This window comes from Trinickia sp. (assembly GCF_057351765.1).
On sequence record NZ_JBMRBK010000020.1, the window covers coordinates 20,210 to 43,685 of the forward strand.

15 protein-coding genes are annotated in these 23,476 nt (G+C 65.7%); 3 read left to right on the forward strand and 12 right to left on the reverse strand.

What is annotated here, in order from left to right:
- Positions 1 to 332 precede the first annotated feature (332 nt).
- Both ACO1XS_RS03565 and ACO1XS_RS03570 read left to right on the forward strand, forming a co-directional pair.
- Positions 333 to 1,850: a hypothetical protein gene (locus ACO1XS_RS03565; protein WP_486390015.1), complete on the forward strand. Its 1,518-nt coding sequence runs from the start codon at positions 333 to 335 to the stop codon at positions 1,848 to 1,850.
- 4 nt (positions 1,851 to 1,854) lie between these two features.
- Entirely contained in the window at positions 1,855 to 3,054 is a 1,200-nt protein-coding gene (locus ACO1XS_RS03570) for a glycosyltransferase (RefSeq protein WP_486390016.1), read from the forward strand.
- Between the two features lie 82 nt (positions 3,055 to 3,136).
- On the opposite strand, the gene ACO1XS_RS03575 is transcribed toward ACO1XS_RS03570, so the two are convergent.
- On the reverse strand, positions 3,137 to 4,858 hold the full coding sequence (locus ACO1XS_RS03575) for an FAD-dependent oxidoreductase (protein WP_486390017.1): 1,722 nt from the start codon (positions 4,856 to 4,858) through the stop codon (positions 3,137 to 3,139).
- 195 nt (positions 4,859 to 5,053) lie between these two features.
- A complete protein-coding gene (locus ACO1XS_RS03580; protein WP_331565831.1) occupies positions 5,054 to 5,716 on the reverse strand; it encodes an LbetaH domain-containing protein in 663 nt (220 codons plus the stop codon).
- A 172-nt stretch (positions 5,717 to 5,888) separates the two neighbouring features.
- Here ACO1XS_RS03580 and ACO1XS_RS03585 point away from each other — a divergent pair, with 172 nt between their 5' ends.
- The gene (locus tag ACO1XS_RS03585) at positions 5,889 to 6,500 is read left to right on the forward strand and encodes a hypothetical protein (protein WP_486390018.1); all 612 of its coding nucleotides are present in this window, start codon (positions 5,889 to 5,891) and stop codon (positions 6,498 to 6,500) included.
- A 26-nt stretch (positions 6,501 to 6,526) separates the two neighbouring features.
- Here ACO1XS_RS03585 and ACO1XS_RS03590 read toward each other — a convergent pair whose 3' ends face one another.
- From ACO1XS_RS03590 to ACO1XS_RS03635, 10 genes are all read right to left on the reverse strand, one after another.
- Positions 6,527 to 7,414 carry a transglutaminase family protein gene (locus ACO1XS_RS03590; protein WP_486390019.1) on the reverse strand — a complete coding sequence of 296 codons (888 nt, stop codon included), beginning with the start codon at positions 7,412 to 7,414 and terminating at the stop codon, positions 6,527 to 6,529.
- Positions 7,411 to 10,050: a circularly permuted type 2 ATP-grasp protein gene (locus ACO1XS_RS03595; protein ID WP_486390020.1), complete on the reverse strand. Its 2,640-nt coding sequence runs from the start codon at positions 10,048 to 10,050 to the stop codon at positions 7,411 to 7,413. Before ACO1XS_RS03595 ends, ACO1XS_RS03590 begins: the two co-directional genes overlap by 4 nt.
- An 18-nt stretch (positions 10,051 to 10,068) precedes the next feature.
- A complete protein-coding gene (locus ACO1XS_RS03600; protein ID WP_486390021.1) occupies positions 10,069 to 13,548 on the reverse strand; it encodes a transglutaminase family protein in 3,480 nt (1,159 codons plus the stop codon).
- Positions 13,549 to 13,594: 46 nt separating this feature from the next.
- Positions 13,595 to 14,665 carry an alpha-E domain-containing protein gene (locus ACO1XS_RS03605; RefSeq protein ID WP_331565821.1) on the reverse strand — a complete coding sequence of 357 codons (1,071 nt, stop codon included), beginning with the start codon at positions 14,663 to 14,665 and terminating at the stop codon, positions 13,595 to 13,597.
- A gap of 54 nt (positions 14,666 to 14,719) precedes the next feature.
- Entirely contained in the window at positions 14,720 to 16,192 is a 1,473-nt protein-coding gene (locus tag ACO1XS_RS03610; RefSeq protein ID WP_331565819.1) for a circularly permuted type 2 ATP-grasp protein, read from the reverse strand.
- Between the two features lie 425 nt (positions 16,193 to 16,617).
- Positions 16,618 to 17,874 (reverse strand): WcaI family glycosyltransferase, encoded by a 1,257-nt coding sequence (locus ACO1XS_RS03615; RefSeq protein ID WP_486390022.1) that lies wholly within the window; start codon positions 17,872 to 17,874, stop codon positions 16,618 to 16,620.
- The gene (locus tag ACO1XS_RS03620) at positions 17,871 to 19,058 is read right to left on the reverse strand and encodes a glycosyltransferase family 4 protein (protein ID WP_486390023.1); all 1,188 of its coding nucleotides are present in this window, start codon (positions 19,056 to 19,058) and stop codon (positions 17,871 to 17,873) included. The genes ACO1XS_RS03615 and ACO1XS_RS03620 overlap by 4 nt, the downstream gene beginning before the upstream one ends.
- 8 nt (positions 19,059 to 19,066) lie before the next feature.
- Positions 19,067 to 20,020 (reverse strand): GDP-L-fucose synthase family protein, encoded by a 954-nt coding sequence (locus ACO1XS_RS03625; protein WP_486390024.1) that lies wholly within the window; start codon positions 20,018 to 20,020, stop codon positions 19,067 to 19,069.
- A 13-nt stretch (positions 20,021 to 20,033) separates the two neighbouring features.
- A complete protein-coding gene (gene gmd / locus ACO1XS_RS03630) occupies positions 20,034 to 21,152 on the reverse strand; it encodes a GDP-mannose 4,6-dehydratase (RefSeq protein WP_331565811.1) in 1,119 nt (372 codons plus the stop codon).
- A 69-nt stretch (positions 21,153 to 21,221) separates the two neighbouring features.
- The gene (locus ACO1XS_RS03635) at positions 21,222 to 23,465 is read right to left on the reverse strand and encodes a polysaccharide biosynthesis tyrosine autokinase (protein WP_331565809.1); all 2,244 of its coding nucleotides are present in this window, start codon (positions 23,463 to 23,465) and stop codon (positions 21,222 to 21,224) included.
- Positions 23,466 to 23,476 lie beyond the last annotated feature (11 nt).

Consider the following 23,476-nt stretch of genomic DNA (forward strand, 5'->3'; position numbering starts at 1 on the left):
CTGTTTCACCTCGTTCTCTCTTTATCGTCTTTGCGCGCCGCGGTGCTTCCGAAGCGCGCTGCCTATAGCGATGTTCCGATGCTCCCGCTGCCGCCGTCCGCCAATATCGCGCCGATCAGCGACATGGGGCCCGACCGTTGCGCTCGCGCATCAGTGCCGTCTGCCTCGTGACGCCGAACGATAGTCTCGATCCGCCAGCCGCGCTTTCGAACAGCCGGGCCAACGTTATAGTCGGACAGGAAACCATTCCCCGTGGCTTGCTTTTTGCGTCAGCCGAAGGAGGAAGGTCGAGCGACGACGCTCGCACAACGAATCAGGGAGAAACCACTCCAATGGCAACCGCTGCCCCCTATCAATCGACATTGGCCGGGCATCCCGTGTCACGCTATAACCGCTACGCGAGTCTGTGGATCTGGATCTTCATCTGCCCGCTCGCGATGGACTACAAGGCCATCAGCGATACCTCGAGCCACCTCGCGCAAATCCTGCTGGCGGTGCCGGCGTTGGCCGGTGGGGCGATGCTGATGTTGATCGCGCCGCGCATCGCGGACCGCTCGAGCCTGCGCTCGTTCGTCTGGCTCGCGATTGCGCTCGCGGTTCCCGGCAGTCTCGTCACGCAATTGATCCAGGACAACCCGATCGGGCAATACCTGCGTGTACTGTTGCCCTTCGTGCTTTTCCAGATGGGCTTCATCGTCGCCTGCCGCCCGTGGCAGGAAGGCCGTGTCGAGCAATTCGAAAAGGCGATGTTTTGGGCCAATGTCATTGCGCTGGCCTTCACGTTCGTCTATGGCATGGCAACGGGCGGGCCGCTCGAAGACGTGCGCTATCGCATCGTATCGGCGACGTTTCTTGGATTGCAAGGCGTGCTGCTGCACGAGTTCGTGATCGCCAAGCGGTTCACCGCGCTCACGCTCGTCCTGTTCATGGGGACCATTCTCATCGAACTGCTCAGTGTCACGCGCTCTTTGCTCGTCGGCACCGCGCTCCTCTTTGCGCTCGCGGTCTGGATGAGCGCGCCTTCGCTGCGCTATCTCGTGCGGGCGCTCCTGCGCGCGACGGTGGCCACGATCCTGCTCGGCGGGATGGCATTCGGGGCGGCCACGTTTTTTCCGGCGGTGGCCGGCCACTGGACACAGCGGCTTTTCTTCGCCGAGAAGGCGACGGCGACGGGCAAGGATCCAACGACCGTCACCCGTCTGGCCGAAATGAAGTATCAGTACGACGAAGTCACGTCCGCGCCGGTATCGACGCTCTTCGGTATGGGCTACGGACACGAGTACCGCTATTCGCCGAGCTATTTGCCCGATTTGCAAGGGCAGATGACCAAAAAGGACTTCTACGCGATTCATGACTGGTCGGCCGGACACAACTTCTGGGTCTATCAGTTCTTTGCGGGCGGGTTGTTCTTCGGCGTCGCCATGCCGGTAGCCATCCTTTTCGCGCTCTATCGTTGCACGATCACCTACCGGCGATGGCGCATGCATATGCCGCATGTTCCCTATCTACCGGTGCTCGGTCGCGCGATTCTGCTCACGGCGGCCTTGCCCGCCACCTCGATCGGCGGCAATCCGCTCGGTCCGCGTTTTTCCGGACTCGTCTTCGGTGTGTCGCTCGGACTGATGATCGCGATGCACGTGCAGTTGCGTCGGCTGGGAGCGCAGATGAGGCCCGCACCGATACGACATCAACCGGCGGTCGGTCGGCCCGTGCCTCAGACCGCGCTCGGCGCGCAACAGCGGCAGAGCGACGGCGTCGACGACCGGCACGAGCCGTCACTCGCTGCGCCAATAGCTCCGACGCCAGCGCTCACGCAGCGCCGCGACGACGACCGTATCGAGCCGCAATAACGCTATGAGAATCCTTCAGTTGACAGCCACGCTCGATCCGGAAGCAGGCGGTCCGGCCGAAGGCGTGCGGCAAAGCGTCCAGGCGCTTTCCGCGCTCGGGCATCGGGTCGAGATCGCCTCGCTCGATGCGCCCGATGCGCCGTTCCTCGCTCAGCCGGGTGCGATCGTCACCGGACTCGGGCCGCCGCAAGGAAAATACGGACGCACGCCCCATGCGGTGCCGTGGCTGCGCGAGCACGGGCCGCGCTTCGACGCCGTCGTCGTCAACGGCCTCTGGCAGTATCACGGCTTCGCCGCGTGGCGCGCGCTGCGACGCCTCGGCGTGCCGTACTACGTGTTCGCCCACGGCATGCTCGACCCCTGGTTCAAGCGCGCGTATCCGCTCAAACATGTGAAGAAGTGGCTTTATTGGCCTTGGGCCGAATACCGCGTGCTGCGCGATGCGCGTGCGGTCCTGTTCACGACCGAAGAGGAACGCCTGCTCGCACGCCAATCGTTCTGGCTGTATCGCGCGCGCGAGCAGGTGGTTTCGTATGGCACGGCGGCACCGCCCGCTCATGCGGCCCCGCTGCGCGCAGCGTTCTTCGCGGCGCGGCCCGAGCTCGAGGGCAAGCGGCTCATTCTCTTTCTCGGCCGCATCCACCCGAAAAAGGGCTGCGACCTGTTGCTGCGCGCGTTCGCCAATCTCGCGCAGCTCGCAGGCGACGCGCATCTCGTGCTGGCCGGCCCCGGCAGCGACGATACGCTCGCCGCGCTGCGCGACGAGGCACGCCGCGCCGGCATCGAAGCACGCGTCACCTGGGCCGGCATGCTCAAGGGCGAGCTCAAATGGGGTGCCTTCTATGCCGCCGATGCGTTCGTGTTGCCATCGCATCAGGAAAACTTCGGCATCGCTGTCGTGGAGGCGCTCGCGTGCGGCGTGCCCGTCTTGATCTCGGACAAGGTCAACATCTGGCGCGAAGTGGCCGGCGATGGTGCGGGGTTTGTCGCCCCCGATACCGTGGCAGGTACGGAGCGCAACTTGAGGCGCTGGTTCGCGCTCGACGAGCAAGCCCGCACGCGCATGCGCACGCGGGCTGCCGCGACGTTCCGCGAGCGCTTCACCGTCGAAGCGCACGCCAGGCGGCTCGTCGACGTGCTCGAGGCCGATGCGGCGCGTCCGACTTATCCGCTCGAGCGTTCGGCGCGATTATCGTCGTCATAGACGATCTCGGCCCCCGACCCCTGAGTGCCCGCGCGATCGCGCGGGCAGCCCGCACATCGCGCGATATCGCAGCGGCCGCTCGTCACTCCTTTGCAATGCGCGAGAGCGTCGCGGCGGCGAACGGCAGGGAATCGACCTTCGCGTCGCTGTTGCCAGCGTTCGCGTACGCGTCGTTGCTCGCCGGGAGTGCATCGACCCTGCCGAGCGAAGAGGCCAGCCGCTCGGCCAGCCGTAGCGCCAGCGCCGTGATCGTGATGGTGGGAAAGTTGGCGCCCACGCTCGGGAACACGGAGGAGCCGGCAATGTGCAGATTGTCGATGCCGTGAACCTTGCAGTCGCGGTCGACCACGCCTTCGTGCGGAGAATCGTGCATACGCGTGGTGCCCATGTGATGCCAGGTCCCTTCGAGCGACGACGGCCACGCACGGCCCTCGAGCGGCTCGTCGAGCCGTACCTGCGCGACACCGCTCGCACGCAGTTCATCGGCCATCAAGGCGAAGGTCCGGTCGAACGTGCGCTGCACGAGCGAATCGAGCCGCCATGCAACCTTGACGCGCGGCATGCCGAGCCGGTCGCGCGATTCGCTCAACGTCACGCGCGAATCGCGGTTTGGCGCCGCCTCGACGATCGCCTGCAGTTTGACATCGGTGATCAGCGCACGCGGCTGAAAAAGCCGCGTCAAGCCAAAGCCGACCGTATCGATGGGATGGGCGGCCATCGTGGCGACATCGTCGCGCAAGCGCCACCCCGGTTGATCTTTCTTCAAGAGCGCCTGCTTGCAGCGGATCAGCGCCTCGGCGCCGGCGCTGCCCTCACCGTAGAACAGGGAGAAGAACCAGACGCGCGAGTTCAGTAGCTGCTCGCGCCGCAGCACGTCGGGCGTCAACGCGAACTGCGACGAGATCGGCGTGCCCAACGCGGCCACGGCGGCGTTCTGGTAATGGAACTTGATGTCGTAGAGCTTGTTGCGCGCCCACGCTTCGGAGAATCGGACGCTCGCGGACATGATGCGCGGATGGTCCATGAAGAACCGGCCGACGACGTCGTTGCCGTTGCCCAGCCCCGCCGGCTGCACACGGTTGGAAGCGAGCAGGATGCGTGCGTTCTCGATACCGCCCGCGGCAAGCACGTACTGTTTCGCGCGCACGGCGATGCGGCGGCCCGATAGCGTGGCGACTGCGATGCCCGTCACGTGCGAGGCGGTGCGATCGGTCTCGATATCGACCGCATTGGCATGCAGAAAAACCCGCACGCTTGCCGAACGCTCGAGCGCGCTGCGATAGAGCTTGCCGAAGCGCGCGGGCGGGCTGAACTGCGCGACGGTATCGCGGACCTTGCCCGTCACGAGCGGAATGCGGCGCACGTCCGGTCGCCCGATCGCGCGCTCCCAGAATTCCGGATCGAAATTGTTCGGGCCGAGCTTGAGCCACGCATGCGTGCGCGCATAGTAGGGCGCCAGCTCGTCGAGCCCGAACGGCCAGCCGCTATGCGGCACCCACTCGCGCTTGTCGAAGTCCCATGGATCGAGCGGGCGGCACCAGCCGCCCCAACAATTGCTGCTCCCGCCGAGAAAACGGCTGCGGCTGCCATCGGCAAACGAGTATGGCAGGCCGGCATTTTCGCCCCGATACAAATCCCGCGTTTCATCATCGGCCTTGTATCCGCCGCTTTCGAGCAGACATGTATCGATGCCAAGCCGATTCATTTCAAGCGCGAGCGTAATCCCCGCCACGCCCGCGCCAACAATACAAACCGTAGCTTCGACGATGTACCCCTCGTCGACAGTGCGCGTATCGACAAACATTCTTTTTCCCCAGTTTTATTGGGATAATGAGCCGGTGCGTTTTCCTCGTCGGCCAATTTCGCGCCGCCTCCGGCCAACGAAATTCCGTTCAATTATGAATAGTCGGTGAAGCGAAGTTAAAACCAAAAAAATTATTGCGCATACGATCCGATGAATTACGCAATACCGTCATGTTTGCTCTTTTTATCTGCATTATCAAAAGCGCTTGCGCAGGAGCCGGCACGGATTGCCGCCATAAACACCCTCCGCATCGAGCGAACGATGCACGACCGACAGTGGTGTGACCACGGCCGAGCGCCCGATGGTGACCCCCATCTGCACCACGCATTTCGAGGTGATCCAGACACCGTCTTCTATGACGATCGGTGCCACGCGCAAATCCATCGTCGTCGACATGTCATGCGAGCCCGCGCTCAGAAACGTGCCTTGCGAGATACAGACGTGCGAGCCGATTCGAATGGGCGCCTGGTTGTAGATCCAGACATCGACGCCGAACCAGCAGTGATCGCCGACTTCCAGATTCCAGGGTGCCTTCACGCGCAGCGGATGCACGAAACGACAGCCGGTGCCGATCTTCGCGCCGAAAAGGCGCAATAGCGCAACGCGGACAGCGGAGATCGGCAGGAGCTTGTTGTTGATCACGCACGCTTCGACGAGGAACCAGATCGCTTCGATCAGCCTGCTGCGGCGTGCAACGTAATTGCCCTTGCCCGCCCGCGACAAGTCGATGACGCGCCGTGCGGCGGCCGAGTCGGCAGGGGCGCCTGTCACGCGCGCACTCCCGGCCCGCCTCGCTGACAGGTCGTCGTTGTCCAGGCGCGCTTGCGCGGCCTCGTCATGGTCGATATGGCGCTCCATCGCCGATGCCCTCGAATGTTCTTGCTCTCGTGCGGGGATTATCGAGCGCGACGCATGCCACGATTTGTCGGCAGCCGCACGGATGGCGGGCCGTTACGGTGTTTTGGCGGCGCCGCAGGGTCTGCCCGCGCGAGCATGGGAGCTGTCAGACGTTGCACAAGGGAGTCTGCTTGTGACACTGTTTTCGCAGCATCGACATGGCGCCGGATGGGCGCAAGAAGGCAGAGCGCGGCGAACTGAGCTCGCGCGGACCGCGCACGCCGCACTCGTGTCCGCGGCCGCATGCGTTGCGCTCCTTGCCGCTGCGCCGCTCGCCGCGCAGCCGCCCGGCGCACCCGCCGGGGCGCCCGGTGCCGGCAATGCCCGCAACAACAACAACGCCGCCGCAGCCCCCGGCACGGCCGGGGACCGAGCGGCCGCGGCGCGCACCACCGCCAATCAGTTACGCGGCATCGGCAACGAGGAAGCGCTCATGGGCGGCCCCCCCGCCTATAGCAATCCGTATCCAACGGCGGGCGACGCGGACGAAGCGCGTCAAACGGAATTGATGAAGGCCGAGCGCGTGCCGACAGGCGGCGGCCCTGGCCTTGGCTACGATCCGCTGCCACCGGGCGGTCGTCGCCGGCCGCCCCCGGCGGATGACGCGAACGGGGGCGCAGCCGGGGCCGACAACGGGCCCGCACGCACGCCGCAAGCCGCCGCGCAAGCAGCCTATCGCGACGCGTTCAAGGGCCCGGCCAATGGGAATGCAAACGGACAGACCGTCTATCGGATGCCGTGGTAGCGCGCGAGGGCGCGACTACTGCGCGACTACTGCGCGGCTACATGGACGGCGACTTCGACCGTATGCTCCCCACCTCCGAGGATGATGCCGCGCAGCAGCGATACGTCGGTATAGTCGCGGCCATAGCCGAGCGTGACGTGATCGAGATCGGCCAGCACATCGTTGGTGGGATCGAGATCGACCCAGCCGGTCCCGGGACAAAACACCGATACCCACGCGTGGGATGCATCGGCGCCGATGAGCCGCGGTGTCCCCTCCGGTGGCACCGTGCGCAAGTAGCCGCTCACGTAGCGAGCCGCCAGGCCGATCGAACGCAGGCAGCCGATCATCACTTGCGCGTAGTCCTGACAGACCCCCTGGCGTAGATGAAACGCGCGCAGCGCGGGCGTATCGAATTCGGTGGCCTGCGGCGCGTAGACGAAATCGGCATGGATCCGATGCATGAGGTCGGTGGCGCCCACGGCGAGCGGCGTGCCGGGCGCGAAGCTCGATTGCGCGTACGCCCGCAGCTCCGGTGCGAGCGCGATGTTCGGCGAGGCGAAGACGAATTCGCTCTCGGGCATATAGGGCTCGCCGGCGCGGTAGCGCAGGGCGGCGGCGACAGTGTCCCAGGCCGGTGTCGCCCACACGTCGAGCGCCGCCCAGCGCTCGGCCAACTCGACCGTCGTTTCGCTCGTGACTTCCAGGTAGTCGTGCGGGGCCTCGAAGGAAAAGTAACGCACCTCGTTACCGAACGCATCGATGTGGGCACTCTCGTAAGCGGGCACCGGGTCGATCTTCAAACGATGCGAGAGCACACGCTGCCAGGCGCAATCGAGCGGCCGGAGTGCGGCGAGATGCTGTGCCGTCTCGACCGGCACCGTATAGCGATAGGTCGTGACGTGCGAAACCGACAGCCTCAGCTCTGCGCTCATGTCGATAGCCTCGCTGCCAGCGGGTTGTCCGCGTGGGAGAAGTAGCGGCTGCTGATCTCGTTCGATGCCGCGGCCACATGCGAGGCCAGTTCGTCGCATAGGGCGGCGAGCGTCGCGTAGCGCCCCGCGGCGTCGGTGCTGCAAAGGCGCTCGAGCGTCGGCAGCGACGATACGGGCGGCATGGCCTCGCCGAACGGCCGCCGCACCGCGCCGCCCGCGGCCGCGGCGATCTCGTCGAGTTTCTTCGCGAGCCGCTCGTAGACGCCGTAGAGCCCACGCGGATTCGTCGGGTCGACGACGACGAGATCGATCAATGCGGGCACCTCGAGCCGCCCCGGATACAGCGAGCGATAGGTCAGCGTGCTGTCGAAAAGCTGCAGCAGCAGATCGAAGCCGGCAGGCGTGGCCAGCACGCCTGCGTCGGCCACGACGCGCAACAGCGTCGTCATCCCGATCACGCGCTCGATGTGCCGGCCCGCGAAGAGCAGCCGCCATGCTTCGTCGCGGACCATGCGATCGCCTTGCGCGCCGCTGATGGCCGAAAGCTGCATGGCGAGCGTCTCCAGCGCGTTCATCAGCGCGACGCGATCGTACGAATCGTAGCGCTCGCCCTGCCCCGCCTCCTCCCCTCGTGCGTTCGACGGCGGCACGAGCGACAGCGCATGCAGTGCATCGCGAAAATCGTTGCGCGCGGCGAGAATCGTCCGCCAGTGGTCGTTCGAGAGCCGCGCGCGGATTTCGCCGCAAGCCCGCGCCTGGCTCGCGATGATGCGACCGATGCTGGCCGTGCCCGAGTGCTCGTGCAAACCGGCCACCAGCGCGCGTTCGAACGCATGGCGCGTGGGCCGGGCCGCCGGTTCGGCAGCCCCAATGAGCTCGAAGCGCGCGGCGAGCTCCACGAGCGTGGCCAGCATCTCCTCGGAATCGTGGCTGTCGAGCGAGCCGAGAATGAGGCGGGCGAGCCTCACGCTGTTTTCCGCGCGCTCGCTGTAGCGCCCGGCCCAAAACAGGTTTTCGGCGGCGCGGCTCGATACGGTGCGGCGGCGATAGGCGAAATCGCCGGGCTTCATCGGAGTGGGCAACAGCGAAAAGGTCGAGCCCGGCCGGCTCGACAGCACCCAGGTATCGACGCTGCTGCCGCCCGACTGCATCGAGACGCTCGTTTGCCGGTCGCCCGCCATGCGCGTGAAAGCGCCCGGCAGCACGTGCCAGCCGCCCGACGCCCCCGCGATCGCATACACGCGCAGCGCGCAGGGCCGGTGCGATAACGTGCCGTCCTCGTAGCGCGGCGCGCACGAATAAGGCAGCGGCGCCTGGATCGTGAACGCGTCGGGCGCCTGCTCGATGCGCGCGCGCCAGTCGGCCAGACGCTGCGGTCCGGCCGCGAGCCCGGGCGGCATGTCCGATGAGGCCGGATGCGGCAGTCCTGCCCAGGTCGGCGCGAGCCATGCATCGGTGAGCCGGGCGAATGCGTCTTCGCGCACGGCCGCTTCGCCGCACCACCAACTGGCGACGCTCGGCAAAGCGAGGGGCTCGCCGAACAACGCTTCGGCGATCTTGGGCAAGAAACCGTGCAGCGCCGCGGACTCGACCACACCGGCCCCCGGGGCGTTGGATACGACGACATTGCCGGCGCGCATGACCTCCAGCAGGCCCGGCACGCCAATGCTCGATTCGGCGCGCAGCTCGACCGGATCGCAAAAGCTGTCGTCGAGCCGGCGCAGCAGGCCGTGCACGCGCTCGAGGCCCGCCAGCGTCTTCAGATAGAGTTTGTCGCCGCGCACCGTGAGATCGCTGCCTTCGACGAGTGTGAGGCCGAGATAGCGCGACAGGAACGCATGCTCGAAGTAGGTCTCGCTGAACGGCCCCGGGCTCAACAGCGCGATATGCGGCGAGCCGGCTCGGGCCTGGCGCTCGTCGTCGGTCATCGTCGTGCGCGCCGCCTGCGCGAGCGTCGCGATCAACTGCGAGTACGACGGGGCGAGCCGTTGCACGCCGAGCGCGCGAAACGGCTGAGCGAACAGGCTCGAAACGATGAGCCGGTTCTCCAGCGCGTAGCCGAGCCCCGACGGCGCCTGCGTGCGGTGCCCCATGACGGTCCATTCGCCAGCGGGCCCGCGGGCCAGATCGACGGCCACGATCTGCAGATATCGGCCGCCCGGCGGCAAACAACCCTTCATCGGGCGCAGATAGCCCGGATGCCCGAATACGAGCGCCGCGGGCAACAAGCCGCGAGCGAGCACTGTCTGCGCACCATAGATATCGGCGATGAGCGCCTCCAGCAGTCGCGCGCGCTGCGCGACACCGCGCTCGATCGTCGCCCATTCGTTCTCGTCGACGATGAACGGGAGCAGATCGAGCGCCCAGGGCCGCGGCTCGCCGTTATCGGCATAGACGTTATAGGTGATGTCGTTGTCGCGGATCTGCCGGGCGATAGCGGCTGCGGCAGGCTCGAGGCCCGCGACGCCGTCCACGCCCAGCAGGCCGAAAAAACGCCGCCACGGCGCGCGCAAGGCGCCCGTGGCATCGCGCAGCTCGTCCCAATGGCCGGCGCGCGTCGGAACGTCGAGCAATCGCGCGAGCGCATCGGCGACATCGGCCGCGGCATCGAACGGCAGGGTCGATTGAAAAGGCAAAAGGCTCTCTGGCTTCGGTCAGTCGTCGCCGCCGACACGCCGCAGATCGAGCGTAAAAGGCATCTCGAGGCTGCGCTCGCGCGCCTTTACGGACATCGGCCCGGGCGTGTGACCGATCGTAAAGAAGCGCGCACGCCGCCGGCTCTGCGCTTCGTAGGCATTGACGGGAAACGTCTGATAATTGCGTCCACCCGGATGTGCGACATGATACTGGCATCCGCCGAGCGAGCGCTCGGCCCAGTTGTCGACGAGATCGAACGTGAGCGGCGCATGCACGCCGATGGTCGGGTGAAGCGACGACGACGCCTGCCATGCGCGAAAGCGCACGCCCGCCACGTACTCGCTCGCACGGCCCGTAGGCTGCAGCGGCAGCGGCACGCCGTTGACCGTTACGGTATGGCGGTTTTCGTTGAGACCGAGCGCGCGCACCTCGATGCGCTCGAGCGAAGAATCGACGAAGCGCACCGTGCCGCCTGGCCCCCCCTCCTCGCCCATGACGTGCCAGGGCTCGAGCGCATGGCGCAGCGTCAGCGCGACGCCGCTCGCATCGAACTCGCCGACGAGCGGGAAGCGGAATTCGAAATGCGGCGCGAACCAGGCACGATCGAACGCGTAGCCAGCCGCGCGAAGATCGGCGAGCACATCGTCGAAATCCATCTGCACGAAGGTGCTCAACATGAAGCGATCGTGCAGCTCGGTGCCCCAGCGCGTGAGACGCGTCGTGTACGGCGTGCGCCAAAAACGCGCGACGAGCGCGCGCAGCAGCAGTTGCTGCGCGAGGCTCATGCGCGCATGCGGCGGCATCTCGAAGCCGCGCAGCTCGAGCAAGCCCAACCGCCCCGTAGGACCGTCGGGCGAATAGAGCTTGTCGATGCAGAATTCGGCGCGGTGCGTGTTGCCCGTCACGTCGATGAGGATGTTGCGCAATGCACGATCGATGAGCCAGGGGGGCACCGACTCGTCGCCCGCGCCCAGCGCCGCGAGTCCGTCGAGCTGACGCTGCAGCTCGCGAAACGCGATCTCGAGTTCGTAGAGCTGATCGTTGCGGGCTTCGTCGACGCGCGGCGCCTGGCTCGTCGGACCGATGAAGAGCCCGGAGAACAAGTACGACAGCGAAGGATGGTTGTGCCAATAGCCGATGAGGCTTGCGAGCAGATCGGGGCGGCGCAGGAATGGGCTGTCGGCCGGCGTCGCGGCGCCCAGCACCATGTGATTGCCGCCGCCCGTACCCGTATGGCGTCCGTCGAGCATGAACTTTTCGGGGCCCAGATACGATTCGTGCGCGGCGCGGTAAAGGAACGCCGTATTGTCGACGAGCTCGCTCCACGTCGCGGCCGGATGGATGTTGATTTCGATGACGCCGGGATCGGGCGTCACCTGCAGCAGCTTCAGGCGCGCATCGCGCGGCGGCGGATAGCCTTCGATCACGATCTTGACCTGCAGGTCCGCAGCCGTCGCCTCGACGGCCGCCAGCAGGTCGAGATAGTCGTCGAGCGCGGCCAGCGGCGGCATGAAGACATAAAGCGCGCCGCCTTTGCGGCCCGCCGCCGCGGCGTCAGCTTCCGCTTGCGGCCCGGCCGCGCGCACGGGATCGCGCGCTTCGACGCAAAGCGCCGTGCGATGTAGCCATGCCGCCGATTCGCCGTGCTCCGGCATACGCGCATCGGCCGCGGCGGCGTCGCCGCCTTGCCCTCGCGATGCGCCGGCGCGATCAGCGGCCCGGGCGGGCTTCACAACGTCGTTTGCCGCGTCTTCCCGCGACGCATACTGCGCACGCAATTGCGTTGCGCTGCGCAACGCGGCCGGCGGCCCGAACGGATCGTGCTCGTGCAGCCGGGGATGGTCCGCCGCACCGACCCAGGGCAGCGCATCGAGCGGCAACCGATAGCCCATCGGCGAGTCGCCCGGAATCAGGTACATGCGCTCGTCGCGAAAGAACCAGGGCCCCGTGATCCAGCGCGGGCCTGCGAGTGTCGCCGCCGTGTCCCGTTCCCGCGCAATCGGCAGTGCGTAACCGGTCACGGCTGCCAGGCCCGCATCGAAGATACGCCGCAGCCGCAGGCGTTCGAGCTCGTCGTCGAGACGCGAATCGAACGGATCGACGTTCACCGGCAAGCGTCGCTCGCGCCACAGGTAGTACCAGACATCCTCGTAGCCGGGCTGGATATGCGTGTCGTCGAGTGCGAGCTTGCCCGCCAGATGGCGGATGAACCGGCCGGTATCGTCCGCGGTGTAGTGCATCGGCTCGCGTTCATCGGCGAAGCGCGTCGGGTCCTGCCAGCACGGCTCGCCATCCGCGCGCCAGAAGAGCGACAGCGCCCAGCGCGGTAGTTGCTCGCCCGGATACCACTTGCCCTGCCCCACGTGCAGGAAGCCGTTCGCGCCATATCGGGCGCGCAGCTTGTCCATCAGCGAGACCGCATAGCCACGCTTGGTCGGCCCGAGCGCATCGGTGTTCCACTCGGCGGCATCGCGCTCGCGCACCGAGACGAACGTAGGCTCGCCGCCCATCGTGAGCCGCACGTCCATCGACTCGAGATCCGCGTCCACGTGCGCGCCGACGCGCTCGATGTCCTGCCAGAGCGCATCGTCGTAAGGCTTGGTCACGCGCGGCGTCTCGAGCACACGCGTGATCGACATGCTGTGCGAAAACTCGACCTCGCATTCGTCGAGTGCGCCCGCTACCGGCGCCGCGCTGCCCGGCTGCGGCGTGCACGCGACGGGAATATGCCCTTCGCCGGCGAGCAGCCCCGACGTGGGGTCGAAGCCGATCCAGCCCGCGCCCGGCAGATAGACCTCGCACCACGCGTGCAGATCGGTGAAGTCGACCTCCGTTCCGCTCGGACCATCGAGCGCTTTCTCATCGGGGGCGAGCTGCAGCAAATAGCCCGAGACGAAGCGCGCGGCAAGGCCGAGATGGCGCAGCGTCTCGACGAGCAGCCAACCAGTGTCGCGGCACGAGCCCGAGCCTTTTTCGAGCGTTTCTTCCGGCGTTTGCACGCCGGGCTCCATGCGGATCAAATAGCCGATCTCATCGGCGAGACGCTGGTTGATCGCGACGAGAAAGTCGACCGTGCCGCACGGCGTGCGGTCGATGCTTTCGACGAAAGCGGCAAACCGCGGCGTCGGCTCGGCCGCGCGCACGAGATACGGCGCAAGCTCGGCGGCAAGCGCGCTCGCATAAGTGAACGGGAATTTCTCCGCCTCCGGTTCGAGGAAGAAATCGAACGGGTTGTAGACGGACATTTCAGCCACGAGATCGACCGTGACCTGGAATTCGCGCGTGGGCTCGGGAAAGACGAGGCGCGCCTGGTAGTTCGCAAAGGCATCCTGCTGCCAGTTGACGAAATGGTTCGCCGGCTCGACGCGCATCGAATACCCGAGGATGGGCGTGCGGCAATGCGGCGCCGGCCGCAGCCGGACGACTTGAGGTCCGAGCGCGACCAGGCGGTCGTAGCGGTACCGCGTGACATGATTTAACGCGACGCGAATCGACACGTGAGTACCTCGAAGCGGTGAGCGGGAAACGTTTCGGCCGCGGCGCTCATGCCGCGTGCGGCTGAGACTGAGACTGCGTTTGCGATTGCGATTGCGATTGCGATTGCGATGATTGCGATTGGGACTGAGATGCTGTTTGAACGACGGCAGCCTCCGGTTCCGGCGCGAGCGGCACGAGGAAATCGCGGCTGACACGGCTGCCGAGTTCGTTGATCCGCACGAGGAAATCGGTCAGCCAGGCATGCAGCCCGCCACGCAGGATGTCGCCGATCGACGCGGCCCGCACATCGGCATGAAGTTGCACGGCCATCGCCTCGGCGTGCGCGGAGCGCGCGTTACGCACCCGCGCGATGATCTGGCGAACTTCGTCGAGGCTCGCGGCGAGCGAGCGCGGCCAGTCCGCGAAGAGGATCAACAAGTCCGCGACGCGCTCCGGCGTGATCACATCGCGGTAGACCTTGCGATAGACCTCGAAGCCCGACACCGAGCGCAGCACTGCTGCCCAGTGATAGTAATCGAGCGACTGCGCGAGCGGCTGGGTCAGCATGCCGCCGCGTTGCTCGAGCATCTCGTACTTGACGTCGAGAATGCGCGCGGTGTTGTCGGCCCGCTCGAGGAACGTGCCCAGGCGCATGAAGTAAAACGCCTCGTCCTTGACCATGGTGCCGAGTTGCACGCCGCGCGATAGATGCGAGCGGAATTTGACCCACTCGAAGAACTGGCCCGGATCGCGATCGAGCACGCCGTCGGCAAGCATGCGCTGCGACTCGAGCCACGTCGTGTTGAGCGTTTCCCAAAGATCGGTCGTGATGGCGCCGCGCACGGCGCGTGCGTTTTCCCGCGCGGCACGCAAGCAGTTGACGATCGACGAGAGGTTGTCGCGATCGCTCGACATGAAGGCGATCACGTCGCGGCTCGTCATGCGCGGATGCGCGGCCTCATACCTGTCCGCGAGCTCGGAAATGGACAGCATGGCGCGCCAGCCCAGCGCCGCGTATTCGTCCGATTGCGGCAACAGCGCCATTTGATAGTTCGCATCGAGCATGCGAGCCGTGTTCTCGGCACGCTCGGTATAGCGAGCCATCCAGAAGAGATGGTCGGCGGTGCGGCTTAACATACTGTCTCCCGATGCGTTCGTGGCAAGAGCGAAAATGCGGCGGTACCGCGCGACCTACTGTTCGAGCACCCAGGTGTCCTTGGTACCGCCCCCTTGCGAAGAATTGACGACGAGCGAGCCCTCGCGCAACGCAACGCGCGTGAGGCCTCCGGGCACCATCCGCACTTCGCTGCCCGAGAGCACGAACGGCCGCAAATCGATGTGGCGCGGGGCAATACCTGCCTCGACATAGGTGGGGCAGGTCGAGAGCGCCAGTGTCGGCTGCGCGATGTACTTGTCGGGCTGCGCAATCAACGCGGCGCGAAACGCCTCGATCTCGGCCGCGCTCGACGCGGGACCGACGAGCATCCCGTAGCCGCCCGCGCCGTGCGTTTCCTTCACGACGAGCTCCGACAGATGATCGAGCACGTAGCGCAGGTCGTCCGGCTTGCGGCACATCCACGTCGGCACGTTGTTGAGGATCGGCTCCTCGCCGAGATAGAACCGCACCATGTCCGGCACGTACGGATAGATCGACTTGTCGTCGGCGACACCGGTGCCCACCGCATTGGCCAGCGTCACGTTGCCGGCGCGGTAGGCCGCGAGCAAACCGGCCGCGCCGAGCGTCGAATCCGGTCGGAACACCTCCGGGTCGAGAAAGTCGTCGTCGACCCGTCGGTAGATCACATCGACGCGCTGCGGCCCCTGCGTGGTCCGCATGTAGACGAAGCCGCCCTCGACGAACAGATCCTGCCCCTCGACCAGCTCCACGCCCATTTGCTGCGCGAGAAACGCGTGTTCGAAATACGCCGAGTTGTACATGCCCGGGGTGAGCACGACGATCGTCGGGTCACCCGCGCCGTGCGGCGCCGCCGAGCGCAGCGTATCGAGCAGCAGGTCCGGATAATGCGCGACCGGCGCGACGCGATTGCGCGCAAAGAGATCGGGGAAGAGCCGCATCATCATCTTGCGGTTCTCGAGCATGTACGACACGCCCGAGGGCACCCGCAGATTGTCCTCGAGTACGTAGAACTCGCCGGCACCCGCACGCACGATGTCGATGCCGGCGATGTGCGCGTAGATGTCGCGCGCCACATCCACGCCTTGCATCTGCGGACGGTACTGCCCGTTGGCGAGGATCTGCTCCGCGGGAATGACGCCCGCGCGCATGATCGCCTGATCGTGATAGACGTCGTGAATGAAGCGGTTCAGCGCGCAAACGCGCTGGCGCAGGCCCCGTTCGAGGGCCGCCCACTCGTGTGCCGGAAAGATGCGCGGAATGACGTCGAACGGAATCGTACGCTCGGTGCCGACCCCGGTCTCGTCCTTTGCGCCATAGACCGCGAACGTAATGCCGACGCGGCGGAAGTTCAGATCCGCTTCGGCGCGTTTGTTCGCAATCTGCTGCTCGCTTTGCGCGCACATCCACCCGTGGAATTCACGGTAGTGCGCGCGTGTCTCGCCGCAGCCTGGAAACTCGGCTGGCGGCACGCCCGCAATAGCGGGTCCATCGCGCTCGAACATCTCGCTGAAGAAGGCTTGCGTCATGGCCGATATTCCCGTCCGTTATTCGGGGCCGTTGGCGCTCAAAGCATGGCCCCGTCGAGCCCGACTATCGCCCTCATCGGGACGCAGTCGTTCGGTATCAAGCATTCTTCGATGGAGGCGGCAGCACGCGGCGGCCGCACTCGAAAGCCCGGTCGATCTCGCTTCGCCCGGCGCTCAACGCCACGGTAGCCGGCTGCGAGGCCGAGCGCGATAGGGGGAAAACCCGCAGCACAGGCCGTGCGGCAGGCCACCGGACGTTGGGACGCATCAACGCAATTAGCGTGCCGATGCAAGCCAGGCTTGAGGGAGCGCGGATCAGCGACGGGTTATATCGGCGGACCGGCGGGGCTGCCAGCGCTCGCGCACTTCAATGGGGCATCAGTAAAAGTACGCCGCACCGACACGGGGCACCGAAGCCCCGCGGGTCACCCGGCCCGCCGGGATTCGATCGCCGGCGTTGCGCGCCGGGCGCATTCGATGAGCCGCGCCTCCAGGCGCGCCAACACCGATGCCGTGGACAGCGTCTCGCAGGCGAAGCGCCGAGCCTCCGCGCCGAGCCGCGCACGACGTGCCGGATCGTCGGCAAGATTCACGATCGCCCGCGCAAACGCGCGCGCATCGTCGGGTTCGACGACGATCCCGCGCGGAGCGACGGTGTCGTAAAGCTCCGTCCCGGAACGCGCCATCGCCACGATGGCGCGCGCGCTGGCCATCATGCCCGTGAGCTTCGAAGGCATGACCAGATCGGCCGCATCGGCGCGCTGCGGCAGCGCATGAATATCGGCGAGATTGAGCAGCTCGTTCAGCCGTTCGGCAGGCTGTAGGCCCAGCACGCGGCAGTTCGGAAGCGCTGCACACCGTTCGGCGATACCGGCCTTCGTCGGGCCTTCGCCGCAAAAGACGAAGCAGATGTCGGTACGATGGGCGAGCAGGATGGCCGCATGGACGAGATGCTCGAGCCCCTGCTTCGTTCCCATGTTGCCCGCGTAGAGCACCACTTTCGCGTCATCGCGGATCGCAAGCGTTCGCCGGTACCCGCTCGGGCGATCGAGCGGACGGATCCCCTCGACATCGACCCAGTTCGGTGCGCAAAACGCTTTGGACGCGTCGACGCCGAGACGCGAAAGCCGCTCGACCATCTTCGCCGAGATCGACGAGACGACATCGAAGCGCGTGAGCAGCGAGCGCTCGACGCCGCGCGCGAGCCGGGCCGCGCGCGGGCTCCGAAGCATGCCCAGGCCAAACGCCGCATCCACTTCGAAGTCCTGAACATGCAGCCACGCACGCGCACCCGTCATGCGCGCCACCGCCAGCGCGGCGGGGGCGCACAGCAGGGTCGGCGCGACGGCCATGACGACATGGGGCCGCCAGCGCAACTGACGCGCCATCGGCACGGCCGAGCTCAGCGCGAACGAAGCCAGGTGCACGAGACGCGTCGCACCGCTCGGGCGCGCCGGCACCCATAGCGGCGCGCGCCAGACGGTCACGCCCGCGCGCGTTTCGCGCCGATAACGCCAGGCGTGCCACCCTTCGGCCACGCGCCACTCAGGGTAGTACGGGGGCGCGGTGACGACGCGCACGTCATGGCCGCGCACGGCCAGTGCCTCGGCCATCTCCGCCGTGTACTTGCCAGTGCCGGTCAACTCGGGCGCATAGTTCAGACCATAGACGAGCAGCCTCATTGGCGCAGTCGCTCCGCGCCGGTCGCCGGTTGATCGCCGCTCTTGTCGACGAGCATCGTCGCGCAGCCGCGCGCGATATTGGCCGCCGCCGAGCGCGGATCGAACCGCGCGATGCGTTCGAGGCACTGCTCCGCCGTCGCCCGCGTATCGGCGAATCGCTCCATCGCCATCAACAGCGTGTCGCGCAGCGCGGCGATATTGCCCGCTTCGAATGCATAGCCCGTTTCGCCCCTTACGACGAGCTCCGGCACGCAGCCGCACTGGTCGCTGACGACAGCCGGACAACCGTGGCTCAGCGCCTCGTTGACGACGAGGCCCCAAGGCTCGCTCGTGCTCGGCAGCACGAGGCACGTCGCGGCGAAGTACTCGTTCGAAAGCGGCTCGTCTTGCAGACTGCCGACGAAATGCACGGTGCCGCGCACGCCGAGCGAATCGACGAGCGTCTTCAACGTATCGAGCATCGGCCCTGTGCCGACGATTCGCAGCGTCGCCGACGGTACGCTCATCCGTAGCTGCGCGAACGCGCGTATCAGCGTATCGATGCTTTTTTCCTCGGACAGCCGGCCGACGTAGAGAAAAACCGGTTCGCCGCTCCCGCGCTTGTCGATACGCGCCTCGAGTGCGTGCTCGCTCGAATACGAGCGCGGCAAGGCCGCGGCCTGGCAAGGCACGAAGATGCGGTTCGCTTTCGCACCGAGCGAGACGAGGTATTCGCGCGAGCGCTCGCCGAAACCGAAATAACCGTCGCAAAGCGAGAAGAAGATCCGCTTCGGAATCGACGTGGCCAATCGGCGAGGCTTGTCGCGCCCGGTCGAATCGCAAAACACGGCGCGCCGCTTGCGCGTGACGATACAGGCGGCCAGCATCGCCCAATACTCGGGCCGGTGGTAGCCGGGCAGCACGATCAGGTCCGACTTCGCCTTGACGACCTCCCATGTCAACCGCCCGATCATCTTCCAGGCCGGCACGTCTTCATAGCACCCGTCGAAGAGCTTTTGCATCGGGTACCGGTGAAACGAGTAGTCGACGTCCGAAAAGCCGACGCGATCCGTTTCGGTATCGGCGATCTGGACCATCGAGTATCGGATGGTTCCGCTCGTCGACAAAGAGTGCAGCGCTGAAAACACAACGCCCTTGTGGCGCGACCACACTACGTTGTGAAAGATCGTCACGGTTGCTGTCATTTTTCGATTCATCCGTTCGAAGCCGTTTCGAGTTCGCAATGGTGCGAGCAAAAATCCTCGTAAGTCCGCGCGATGCCCTCTTCGAGGCCGATGCGCGCCCGCCAGCCCATCTGCGCGAGCCGGGAGACGTCGAGCAGCTTTTGCGGCGTGCCGTCGGGCTTCGTCGCATCGAATACCAGCTCGCCGTCGTAGCCGACGATGCGCGCGACGCACTCGGCCAGCTCGCGAATAGATAGATCTTCTCCCACGCCCACGTTGTAGACGCCCTCTCCCACGTCGCCCTCGAGCAAAAAGCGCGTAGCCCCGGCAAGATCGTCGACGTGCAGGAACTCGCGCCGCGGCGTGCCCGTTCCCCAGACCGTCAGTTGGGGTGCATGGGCCAGCTTCGCCTCGTGTGCCTTGCGGATCAGCGCGGGGAGCACGTGCGAGCCGCGCGGATCGTAGTTGTCGTTGGGGCCGTAGAGATTGGTCGGCATCAGCGAAACGTAATGCGTGCCGTATTCGCTGTTGTAGGCGTTGCACATCTTGAGACCGGCGATCTTGGCGATGGCATAGGCATCGTTGGTCGGCTCGAGCGCCGAGCTGAGCAGGTACTCCTCGCGAATCGGCTGCGGGCAGAGCTTCGGGTAGATGCATGACGAGCCGAAAAAGACGAGCCGCCCCACCTGCGCGCGATAGGCCGCATGGATCACGTTGGTCTCGATGGCGAGATTCTCGTAGAGAAAGCGCGCCGGCTGCGTGGCATTGGCGAGGATGCCGCCCACGCGCGCCGCCGCGAGCAGCACGATGTCGACACGGGCATCGTGAAAAAACGCGTTGACCGCATGCTGGTCCGTCAGGTCCAGTTCGGCGTGCGTGCGCGTGATGATGTTGCGATAACCGTGCGCATCGAGCTCGCGCACGAGTGCGGAGCCGACCATACCTCGATGGCCGGCCACATAGATGCGTGCTTCCTTGTCCATCGCTCAGGTCTCCTCACTCGTGGTGTTCGAGCGCTGTGAAGCCCGCGAGCGTAACGAGCGCATCACGCCGTGCGAGCTGATAATCGGCGCGGACCATTTCCTTCACCAGCGCCTCGAACGACGTGCGCGGCTTCCAGCCCAGCTTTTCGTGGGCCTTGGACGGATCGCCGAGCAATGTCTCCACCTCGGTGGGACGGAAGTAGCGCGGATCGACGCGGACGATCACGTCGCCCGGCGTCACACGTATTTCGCGGTTCGCGACCTGCTCGACGATCCCCACCTCGTCCACGCCGGTGCCTTCGAAGCGAATCGTCACGCCGAGCTCGGCCGCGGCACGCTCGACGAACTCGCGCACGCTGTATTGCTCTCCCGTCGCGATGACGAAATCCTCGGGCTCTTCCTGCTGCAGCATCAGCCACTGCATTTCGACGTAATCGCGCGCATGGCCCCAATCGCGCAGCGCCGAGAGGTTGCCCAGATAGAGCTCCGTTTGCATGCCCACCGCAATGCGGGCAAGCGCGCGCGTGATCTTGCGCGTAACGAATGTCTCGCCGCGCACGGGCGATTCGTGATTGAACAGGATGCCGTTGCACGCATAGATGCCGTACGCCTCCCGATAGTTCACCGTCGTCCAGTACGCGAAGAGCTTCGCCACCGCATACGGACTGCGCGGGTAAAACGGTGTCGTCTCGCGTTGCGGGACTTCTTGCACGAGGCCGTAGAGCTCGGAGGTGGACGCTTGATAAAAACGCGCCTTGTTCTCCATGCCGAGGATACGGATCGCCTCCAGGATGCGAAGCGCCCCGAGGCCATCGGCATTCGCCGTGTACTCCGGCTCGTCGAACGACACATGAACGTGGCTTTGCGCCGCCAGGTTGTAAATCTCGTCAGGCTCGATGGCTTGAATCACGCGCAGCAGACTCGCCGAATCGGTCAGGTCGCCGTGATGCAGCGTGAGCCGCTCGCCGCTTTCATGCGGATCGCGATAGAGATGATCGATGCGGTCCGTATTGAACAGCGACGTGCGGCGCTTCAGACCATGCACGACATAGCCTTTGTCCAGCAGCAGCTCCGCCAGATAGGAACCGTCCTGCCCGGTGATCCCGGTAATCAACGCGACCTTTTGGTTCATCGCCAATATCCTCTGTGTAGTGTGGCCGCGCCGCTTCCAATCCGGCGCGGTGGGTTTGCATCGCCGATCTCACTCGGCGATGCTTTCGTAACCGTAGTAGCCCCCGTTGTACGAGCCACCCAGCATCGGCACGGCGGGCGGCACATCTGTGAGCAAGACACCTTGCAGGTTCACGCCGCCGGTCTCGAGGCGTTTCGCCGTCTCGGTGATCTCCGCGATCGGATGCCGGCCATACCGCACGACCAGCAACGACGTACCGGCGTACTTGCCGATCACCGTCGAATCGGTGACCGCGAGCACCGGCGGCGTATCGATGATCACCAGGTCGTAATGCCGCGAGAGCGCGTCGAGCAGATCGCGGAAGCGCTCGCTCATGAGCAGCTCGGACGGGTGGCTCGGCAGCGTGCCTTTCGTCAGCACGTCGAGACCCGGCAGCACTTCGCGCTGGATGACGGAGGCCGGCTCGGCCCCGCGCAGGACATCCGAGAGCCCCGGCTGATGGCGCACGCCGAAGTGCGAATGCACCTCGCCGCGCCGCATGTCGCCGTCGATCACCAGCACGCGCTTACCGGCCGATGCGACGAGCGCAGCCAGGTTGACCGACAGGAACGACTTGCCCGCGTCGGGACGGGAACCCGTCAGCATGACGATGTTGTTGCGCGCTTGATCGAGCGAGAGCTGCAGCGTGGTGCGCAGGCTGCGCACGCCTTCGACGGCGATGTCCTGCGGCGATTGCGCGGCCAGCACATGCAAGCCCTGCCGGCGCATCATCACGTTTTGCTGCAGACGCAATTGCAAGCCGCTTCGCGGCACCACCGCGAAAACCGGCACGCCGATCGCGTTCTCGATCTCGTCGGCACGCTCCACGCCGCCGTAAAGCGCCTTCTTCACGAACGCGGCCACGATGCCGAGGAAGAGTCCGCCGCCCAAGCCGATCAGAATCACGATGTAGCGTTTCGGCCAGACCGGCTGATCGGGCGTCTCGGCGAAATCGACGACGCGCACGTTGCCGACCTGCCCCGCCTTGACGACGCGCAGTTGCTGAGCGCTATTCAGCAGATTCGTATAGAGCTCCGTATCGACCCGCACATCGCGCAACAGACGCAACGCCGTCTGCTCGGTATCGGGCAGTTGCGCGACGTTCTTGGACATCTGCCCCTGCGATCCTTGCAGTTGCGCGATCTGCGCATCGAGCGCGGCCACCGCCGGATGGTTGGCCGTGAAGCGCTGCGAGAGATCGGCGCGCTGGCGCTGCAAGTCAGCGAGCTTCGTCTTGTTGTCGACGATCTGCTGCAGCAGCAAGCGGCTTTCTTCGCTGAGGTCGACCGTGCCATGCGTGTTCCGGAAATTGTTGTAACGCTGCTCCGCCGCATCGAGTTCGTGGCGCAACTGCGGCAGTTGCTCGTCCAGGAAGGCGAGCGTGTGCTCCGCTTCGGCGGAGCGGCGATCCGCGTCCTGTTTGATGAACTGGCGCGCGATACCGTTGACGATGTCGGCCGTCAGCTGCGCGTTCTCGCCTTGCAGCGTCACGTTGATCACACCCGATTGCAGTCCCGTCTCCGCCACACGCAACGCTTTTTGCAAGTGCTCGACCGTGTCGAGCGTCGATGCCCGCGTCAGATGAAACTGCGTACCGGGGCGAGCCGCGAGTTGATCGACATGCAACAGCACGGTGCCGGCCGCGGTCGCGGCTTTCACGTCTTCGCCCACCCGGCCGCTGGCAAGGGCAATACCATCGCCATCTTCGAGCGTGAAGGTGCCCGACGGTCCGGCGACCAGCGTAAACGGTTTGCCGTAAAGCGCTTTCGGCGTATCGAAGCGGGTCACGCCGATTTTCTCGTTGCCCCACGCGAAGCCGCCGAGGTTCATGAAGGGATCGACCTTGAAACCCCACTTGCCCGTCGTCAGCGCAGCGAGGATCGAGCCGATGACCGGCACGGTCCGCGGTTCGACGGTCGTATCGAGGTGCAGATCGCGCACCGTCGCCTCGGTGACGAGGCGCGACTTCAGTAGTTCGATTTCGGCTGCGGTCGTCGCCTTGCGCGTGAACATCCGCGAGAGCGGCTCGATCTGTTGCTGCTGATTGCCGCCGCCTCCGTTTTCGCCATTCTGGACGTCCTCGACCTGGATGACTGCATCGGCCTTGTATACGGGCCGCGTCAGAAACGCGTAGCCCACTGAAACCAGCGTCACGGCCAGCGTGATCGTCGCGATCAGTCGCCAGTTTCCGACGATCGCCTGAAGATAGTCCGTCAGGCGCAATTCGTCGGCTGCCGTCACGTCGGTGTAGCGGTTTTCGAAATTCATAGCCATATCCGTTGCCC